This is a genomic window from uncultured Gimesia sp. (genome assembly GCF_937919775.1).
Lineage (GTDB): Bacteria > Planctomycetota > Planctomycetia > Planctomycetales > Planctomycetaceae > Gimesia.
Genome location: NZ_CALFPF010000062.1, coordinates 1 through 8,164 on the forward strand (window position 1 = coordinate 1; position 8,164 = coordinate 8,164).

5 protein-coding genes and 1 pseudogene are annotated in these 8,164 nt (G+C 50.0%); all 6 read right to left on the minus strand.

What is annotated here, in order from left to right; genetic code table 11:
- A partial coding sequence (locus Q0294_RS01620; protein ID WP_299460171.1) for a PIN/TRAM domain-containing protein occupies nt 1–824 on the minus strand: 824 nt, incomplete at its 3' end.
- Between the two features lie 915 nt (nt 825–1,739).
- Nucleotides 1,740–2,252, minus strand: coding sequence for a biopolymer transporter ExbD (locus tag Q0294_RS01625; protein ID WP_299460174.1), 513 nt, complete (start codon nt 2,250–2,252; stop codon nt 1,740–1,742).
- A 60-nt stretch (nt 2,253–2,312) separates the two neighbouring features.
- Entirely contained in the window at nt 2,313–2,783 is a 471-nt protein-coding gene (locus Q0294_RS01630; protein WP_299460177.1) for a biopolymer transporter ExbD, read from the minus strand.
- A 71-nt stretch (nt 2,784–2,854) separates the two neighbouring features.
- Nucleotides 2,855–3,751 (minus strand): MotA/TolQ/ExbB proton channel family protein, encoded by an 897-nt coding sequence (locus Q0294_RS01635; RefSeq protein ID WP_299460179.1) that lies wholly within the window; start codon nt 3,749–3,751, stop codon nt 2,855–2,857.
- Between the two features lie 182 nt (nt 3,752–3,933).
- On the minus strand, nt 3,934–4,980 hold the full coding sequence (locus Q0294_RS01640; RefSeq protein WP_299460182.1) for a lipopolysaccharide assembly protein LapB: 1,047 nt from the start codon (nt 4,978–4,980) through the stop codon (nt 3,934–3,936).
- 82 nt (nt 4,981–5,062) lie between these two features.
- Nucleotides 5,063–8,164: pseudogene (locus Q0294_RS01645) on the minus strand (hypothetical protein); the annotation flags it as partial.

Consider the following 8,164-nt stretch of genomic DNA (forward strand, 5'->3'; position numbering starts at 1 on the left):
TGCTCGCCGGGCAGATAGCGTGGTTTTAACGAATTGGCCACATCATTGAGATTGATCACATCAACCCCCTGAACGCTGGCGACTTTATTCAGATTGAAATCGTTTGTCACCACTTTTCCACCAAGTTTTTTCGCGGTAACGACCAGTCGCTGATCAACGGTGAGGCCCTTTTCCTTGTCCGTTTCCTTGGTTTCGTACATGGAAATATCCACGTTCGGATTGTTCTGCAGATTCGACAGAATATCCAGGCCGCGACGTCCGCGAACCCGTCGGACTTTATCGCTGCTGTCGGCAATATCCTGCACTTCTTTCAGGATAAAGTCTGGAACCACCATTTCCGAATCCAGGATTTTGGTTTCGACAACATCGGCAATCCGTCCATCGATGAGCGCACTGCTGTCAAGCAGCAAAGGGCGGCCCCCTTTCAGTTCACGCGAGAACTCGACATAAGGAACGATAAACCGAAAGTCGTCTTTGGTTTGCAGCAGAAAGGAAATACACAGATAGGGCAGCGTCAGCGTGGTAATCATCACTACCCCTTCTCCCCACGGAGTCTTGGAAATCACAGGACTAAGCGCCTGGATCAGCAGGTAACTGAGGAGCACTCCGACCAGCAGCCCAAAATAGATGGCCGACATAACTTCGATGCGCTTGCGGCTGATCAGAAGATCCAGGCAGGTGACCCCCTGAGTGAAAATCATCAGAAGCACAAATGAGATCAGAGGATACTGATCGACGGGGCTGGGGGGATTCGAACTGACATAGGTGGCAATGGCTCCCGCGCAAACAAAGGCATAGAGCACTCGGATACTGATTAACAACATTTTGAATACGTCACTTTAAGTTTAAGACAATAATTCTAGTTAGTTGTTCCCATAAGTTCTCCCATGCTAACACTCATTTCAAAACAGATAATGCATGACCGGCACATTGCCACGGACATGATCCATAAACATTCCTGTTCTCCGGAAAATGGTGTCAGACATCCAGAGAGTTTGGGAATGATTTTGACATCGGCTATCGCAGATCTTCTGAATCAGATCTGTAAAAATCATGATTCAAATCATCTGACGAACTGATCTGGCAAGGAAATTTTCATTCATTGCAAAATCAGCAGTGTGCAACCTGTTCGCGATTCCCGCCGTCCGAGTCAGTTCCGTTTCAGTTCAGGACCTCGTCGATTCCTTCACCAAAACTTCATAATGGAAACGAACTTCTCAACAGTAGTCTCGTTAACAGATTCCGAAGCAACAAAATCATTGTGTGATCTCCCAAACACACAACACATTTCAGCTTTCATTTCTCGGTTTCAAAACCTTTGAAATGAGAAGCCCTTATTCCAAACCTTTTCCCCGATTCGAGAAAAAGGATAATCGTACACTATAGCCAAACGAAATTTCTCCCGCCACTGAAAAGGAATCAGTATCAAATGATTCTGAAACTTAATCCGCAACCCTACTCAAACCATCAGTATCACTGCCCGATTTTGTCCTAAACATAGGACTATACTGCTGGCCTGAATCAGAAATGAAACAACTTACCACATGCATTAGATATGAAAACAGGCGGATAGGTTCCGGAAAAATGAACCTCTGCGCTGAGATCCTCAGGAAATGTGCGGTAAAGCAGAAGCTGTCCCGACCGAGCGGGTAACCAGACTGAATCAGGCTACGCCATAAAAAAAGTGCTCACAATCGCGAAGAACTGTGAGCACTTTTTATTAACGACGAGATTAGAAATTAACTGCTGGCTTTGCTCCCGCCGACGGGAGGAGCAAATTTGATTTTCTCAATGTAGCGGATAATGTGTTTGCCTGACGAATCAAGCCGCCCGGTACAGGCGCTGACAGCTTTCAGGGTGTACTCATAATGCAGGTTGTAGTCGGCTTCGAGTTCGACTTCCATGTCCTTGGTGATCGGGTTACCCGGCTTTCCGATGATCTTCAGGATCTCGTGATTCAAACCGGCAAATACATTCGGCCCATTTCCCAGATTCACCTGCCCCAAACGAATCGTATTCAGTGAACCATCTTCATTAGCGACCAGTCTGACTTTGATATCAGGAAATTTGGGCGTATCATCCGACTGGGCTGCACTGTCCGTGATCGGCATGTTGACATTAAAGTCCCCTTCCGGCTCGACAATATTCAACGTCAGCATAAAGAAGATCAAAAGTTGAAACACCACGTCAATCATCGGCGCCATCTGAGGCTCGATCTTTTCTGCTTCCCGGCCTGAACTGCGTAACTTCATAGGAATCGTATCCTGCAATAATGAACTCTGTCACGTTTACAGCGAGTTTCAAAAACGTCGCTATTGAGTCTTTTGTGTCGCCTTGAAGGCAAACTTGGTAAAACCACTTTCCTGCGCAATCTTGATCAGATCCTGCACGAGCCCCGTTTTGACGAGCGCATCGGCTCTCAAGATCACGGGTACCTCTTTCGGGTTCTGATTCTTCTGCTTGTAGATACGCGCTTCCTGCTCGAAACTTGGCCCAAACTTCAATACCGGAATGCGTTCACCGTTATAAAAAATATAGGCTTCGGGGTCGGTAATTTCTCCCTTGGCGTTTCGTTCAAAACCGATATTCAAAACCAGTTCGTCGGCTGCTTTGACCTCGGGAGGTTTCGCCAGCGAATCCGAAGGCAGTTTCACACGTTCATCCGCCTGAATCTGTTCGAAGTTGGTAATCACCATGAAAAACGCGATTAATTGAAACACAATATCAATCATGGGTGTCATATCGACATCAACGACTGCCGACTTATTGGATTTGATTTTCATTGAAATACTCTCTACTCAAACAGGGTCATGCTCCAACTCAATTCAGGCAGGTCGCTGTCTGATCGCCCCGGTTACGATTTCGTATTTGAAGAGAAACGGTTCATCAGGCTTTCGCTGATCATGCCGACTTCCAGTGAAAAACGAGCGACCCGGTTTCTCAGCAGGCTGTAGAAAATCATCGCCGGAATCGCGACCGTCAAACCTTCCAGAGTGGTAAACAACGCGGTCGAAATACCATCTGCCAGTTCCGAAGGTTTCGGAGAAGTGGCGGAAGCGGCAATCGTCTGGAAGCTCAAAATCATACCGTAAACCGTTCCCATCAGACCGATCATTGGTGAGATGACGCCGATCAACGCCAGGTAACTCAGTTTATGCTCCATAGCCATGTTTTCATCTTCGCCCACTTCCTGCATCGCTTCGATGGCTTCGGAATAACCCTGATTCAATTTGCTCAGGCCGGCTGCCAGAACGCGAGCGACGAAAGAGTCGTCGCTTTTAGCCAACTCATAAGCGCCCTGATAATCTTTGCTGTTGATTTTTTCTTCGAAGGCGCCAATCAAATCCGGCGGCATGAGATTGTCTCTTCGAATGGAGAGCACATTTGCCATGATCAGGGCGACCATCAAAAACGAAAGTAAAAGCAGAATTAAACCGAAGAAACCAGACGCACGAATCATCCAGGAAAGAAAACTTTCCGATGCAGCAGCAGGGGCAGCGGCGTTTCCAGCCCCGTCACCGCCAGCTGCGGGTGCAGCTGCAGGAGCTTCACCGGCCGCAGGTTCGGCAGCTGCAGGCGCTTCCGTTGCCGCGGGTTCGGCAGCTGCGGGAGCTTCACCGGCCGCGGGAGCAGCAGCTTTTTCCTGATACGCCCAGCTGTTCGTGTTCAGGCCGAGCGGCGTAAAAACGACTGCACAAAGAAGTAATATGCTCAGGCTACGGTAAGCCAGTGAAGTCTGATTCCGTTCCAAGGAATTCCCCATCATCATCGTTGTGGTCTCCGGTCTACTGAAAGGAGTGTTAATCGTGGATATCTTGCGATTGGACTTGGCAGTCTTTTTTCAAGTTTTCGTTATTATTTATAGGTCAAAATTGCATTGTAAAGGGAAGAGTGAACGAATCTTACCAGCAATCTGACATTCGCGTCAAAATATCAGCTTCCTGTGGCTTTTTGTGTCCATTCGCTGTCAGGATACTGCTGTTGCAGGACGGCGCGGGCTTCAACGCCCCGTTCTGGTTTCTGAACTTTTCCCCATAATGTGGAAAGGTGATACAATGCTTCGGCATGAACTGCAGGCTCCGTCGGAAACAGAACATCGATATGCAGATAAGCAATCAGCGCTTCTTTGGACTCACCTAACTCCCGATAACAGTCTCCCATTCGCAAATAGGCTTCTGCCAGCAGCGGGCTTTGCTGAGAGCTGGTGGTTTTGATGACCTCGTCCAGAATCGCGATGGCTTCTTTCTGCTTGCCTTCTTTTTCCAGACACAGGGCACTGCCTAACTGGGCGGCCCGCTTACTGGCCTGTTCCGGTTCCGTCTTGGCATCCATTTTGGTAACCGCAGTGAATGCGGCCAGCGCGCCTTGGGCGTCCCCTTGTGCGAGTAAGACACGCGCCTTCAGATTTTTGGCGTCCATCTGGTAATCTTTCCAGGGGGATCGCTCCACAGTACCGAAAGCAGTATTTGCTGCAGGGTAATCTTTTTTCGCCAGGTAAGCTTCTCCCAGCAGTTTCATCGCCGGGTAATATTGATAATGGTCACCATTGGCTTTGATAAATTCATCGAGCATTTTGATGCCGCTATCCAGGGAGGCGGGGTTCGATTGTGCACTTTTGGCAGTGGCTCTGGCAATCATGAACTGCAGGTCTTTCTTGAGATTCGCGCTCGCGTTCGCCTGCGATTTTTTATATTCTTCCAGAGCTTCGGCATAATTCCCGTTTGCTTCCTGATTCCGGGCGATATTCAGTTGCGGCGGTTCTCCATCCCAGCGCACTCGCTGAATTTCATTTGCTGGAATTTTAGTCTCAGTGGCCCCCCGCTTGAACGTCAGTTCTGTTTTCGTATATCCGCTGACATCACCCAGCAACGGGCTGCTGCTGTTGTATTGATAAATCGTATCTGCGGCTTCGAGATTTGAAACTGACAGAATCTGCAGGACTGTCAGCAGAATCAAACTTGACCAGATCGGGCACTTCATGAGTTTATTGCTCCTCAACGATAATTGATGTCTCAGCACGGTTAGTTGTTTTGTCTGATGATCCCGACAGAAACCGGGAAGTTCAGGCATCTTTGGATTCACTTTCCGGACGGGGTCGTGACTGTTTTTGTTGTTTGGCCTGTGCGGCTTTCTTTTTGGCAATCGCCGCTTTCCGCGCCGCGATTTCTTCCGGAGACATCTGGGCCAGTTTCGCTTTCCGGGCCGCAATTTGTTCCGGCGTTAATTTCCGTTTTTCTTTTTCCGGCTCACTTTGCTCCGGTCTCGTTTTCGGTCTGGCTTTTTCCGGTTCTGCTTTCTGCTGCGGTTTATCAACTACAATATTCGGCATGACAGGTTTTGCCGGTGCGGGGCGACTCGGTTTCGGAGCCGCCGCCGGAGGGGGGGCAATCTGTGTAGGCAGCGTCACATTCGAAGCCAGCTGATAGGACGAGGGTGCTTTCTTCCCCGGTTTTAAGCCGAAGAAATAAAACGCCACTGCGCCTCCCACTCCCAGCAGCAGCACCGCCAGGAGCAACACAGTATTGGATCCGCCCTCTGCTTTTGCCGCAGTAGTAGACTGTTGTGCGACTTTTTGCTGTGTGTTTGCCGGTGTGGCAGATTCCAGTTGCCCGTCGTTTGTCGCCACAGATTCTGTCGCTGTCGTGCGACGTTCCAGATTTTGTGGATCTTCGCCCATGTCGGTCTGAATCTGGCGATAGAGCTGATTGAACCGTTCCCAGACATTATCCGGCAGATCAACGCTGATCTGGCCGAAGACATTGGTTTCATATTTTGCCAGTTCCAGTTGTTTGGTGTCATTGATGGCAATTCCGTATTTGCGTCGGCACTCGATACAATTGTATTGTGCGTCGAAATACATTTTCTTCAAATCATCTCGGCCAGGCGAAGACATCGAACTTTGCAGCAGGCGGGCCAGATAACTCCAGCCACGCACGAGGGCACCGTCACTGAGTGTGGTTCCGTTGATGGCTTCCAGATATTTTTTCGCGGCATCCCCCTGACCACTGCCGGCCCAGTCCTGCAGAATGGAGGCCGCTTCAAACTGAACTTCAGGCGATTTGTCTTTTTCCTTGAGCACCGGTGTGATCAGTTTCAGAGCTGCTTCATACTCGCCCTGTTGACGCTTGCAATTCACCAGTCGCAGGGTAATTCCCACCTGAAAATTCCCCGGAATAAAATCGCCGGTTGCATCCTGGCGCTTCTGGATTTCTTCAAAAGCGGCTGCCGCTTTGTCATAGTAATTTCGAGCGATCGCCGGGTTCTCACTGGCCCCCTGCCCCATGCCGTAATAAGTTTCGCCGATCCAGACCAGCGAACCGTATGTCTGATCTTTTCGTTTGAAGATATCGGTCAGGAACGTTTCCAGAGACTTGCGGACATCGTCGATCCGTTTGGTATCGCCGGCAGCTTTCAGACGCTCAATTTCTTCCGTAATCTTTTCACCGAGCTGGCGATACATTTCCGTGATCGATTCACCGCCGGTTCCCGACGCGGACTCTTCCAGTTGGGTCATGGCTTTCCGGGCCAGATCGATCTGCTGCAGACCGATGTAAGCACGCAGTTGAAGCTGATAAACCAGGTTCGCGAATTCACTGCTTTGCACTCCTCTTTCGGGACGTTTTTTCCCTTTCGCCAGGAAAATCGCCTTCAACACGGAATGCGGATCTTTGCTCAGAATATCAATGGCTTCCTGATAGTTGCCATTGTTCAGAACAATCTGCGCGAGCGAGGTTTTCGCCGCGGTCAGATTCTCCGGCGTAGCGGCAGTTGGCGGGACTGATTTCAGAGTCGCATCAATCCCGGTACGCAGATGTTTTTCAGCAAGCTGTGACCATTGGCCCACGTCTGCTGGTTTATTTTCAGACCGGCGCGCCATCGTGGTCAGATAACTGTTCCAGTAGGCCTGCCCTGCTCTGATCTGGGCATCAACGTATTGCGATGCCGTTACTGGGACCTGTGAATACCATTGGGCCGCTTCCGCAGGTCGATCGGTCTGGCTGTAGATATTACCTAGTTGAATTCTCGCATCGTTGGCACGATCACTATCTGGCCACTTGGTGGTGATCAGATTGCAGATGCTTTCCATGTGCTGATTATCAACATAACGCTGCTCCTTGGGAGAGTCGTTATACGCCTGCAGGAAACCGGCCAGCGCCAGATAAGCGGCATCCAGCGCAATCTGCGCGCTGTCTTTGTAATGGTTATTCGCGATGTATTCACCCAGAATGGCACATTCGTAACTGCGTCTCAGATTGTAATAGGTATAACACAGCAGAAACCGTGCGTGGTCCAGTTCCTTCGGATCGGTTTTCTCATCCGACAACCGCAGGGCAATTTTCAGGATGCGGGCCGTTTCGTCCATGAACTGATCGAGCTCAACCTGCGCATTCTTTTTATCCGTCGCCGACTTGGCCGCGGCAAGTTTGTCTTTTAACGTTTTGGTCTGTTTGATCCGGTCCTGCCCCAGGCCATAGGCTGTGGCGAAGTCTTTCGGATCTCCCCCGGAATTCCCCTGCAGCCGCGCATTGATGCGGCCCACCATCAGGCGGGAAACATCGCGGTACTTGCCGCGGAAGGCGTTCACAAACCGGGCATTGGTCAAAGCCTGCCGCAGAATGCGCTCCTGATCGCCTTTTTTCGTTCCCTCGGCATTCGCCAGCGATTCCTGAGCCAGCGCCAGCTCCCAGGTAATGCCCTGGCCGATAGAGGTTCTATTTCGCGAGCGGTTTTCTTTCAACCATTGCTCGGCTTCGTTGATGACCAGTTGATAATCTTTTTTCTTATCATCGTTGAGGCAGATCAACCGGAACTGCAGGATGTTATCTTTTAACTGTTTAATCGGCGCTGATTTTCCGGGATGGCCGAGCAGTTCATCGTAAATCCCCAGAGCGCGTCCCAGCTCCCCCTCCTCTTCAAAACACTTTCCCTGCCACATGCGGGCATAAAGTCCGCCAACCTGACTGCGATAACGTTCGTGAATCTTGGCGTATTCTTCAGACGCCTGTTTCAGCAGACGGTTAAAGTCGGCACTGCCGCGATCATACGTCTGCGCTTCTTCATAAGTACATTGTGCCAGGTCAAGCTGGGCACTCATGAATTGAATTTCTGCTTTTGCCCGGGCTGCATACTTTTCGGGTTCTTTCTGCTTATCAATGAAAGTGGC

Excerpts from the sequence above, each read along its gene's own strand:
- Q0294_RS01630 (WP_299460177.1), bottom strand. The coding sequence starts at position 2,783 with ATGAAAATCAAATCCAATAAGTCGGCAGTCGTTGATGTCGATATGACA.
- Q0294_RS01625 (WP_299460174.1), bottom strand. The coding sequence starts at position 2,252 with ATGAAGTTACGCAGTTCAGGCCGGGAAGCAGAAAAGATCGAGCCTCAG.
- Q0294_RS01640 (WP_299460182.1), bottom strand. The coding sequence starts at position 4,980 with ATGAAGTGCCCGATCTGGTCAAGTTTGATTCTGCTGACAGTCCTGCAG.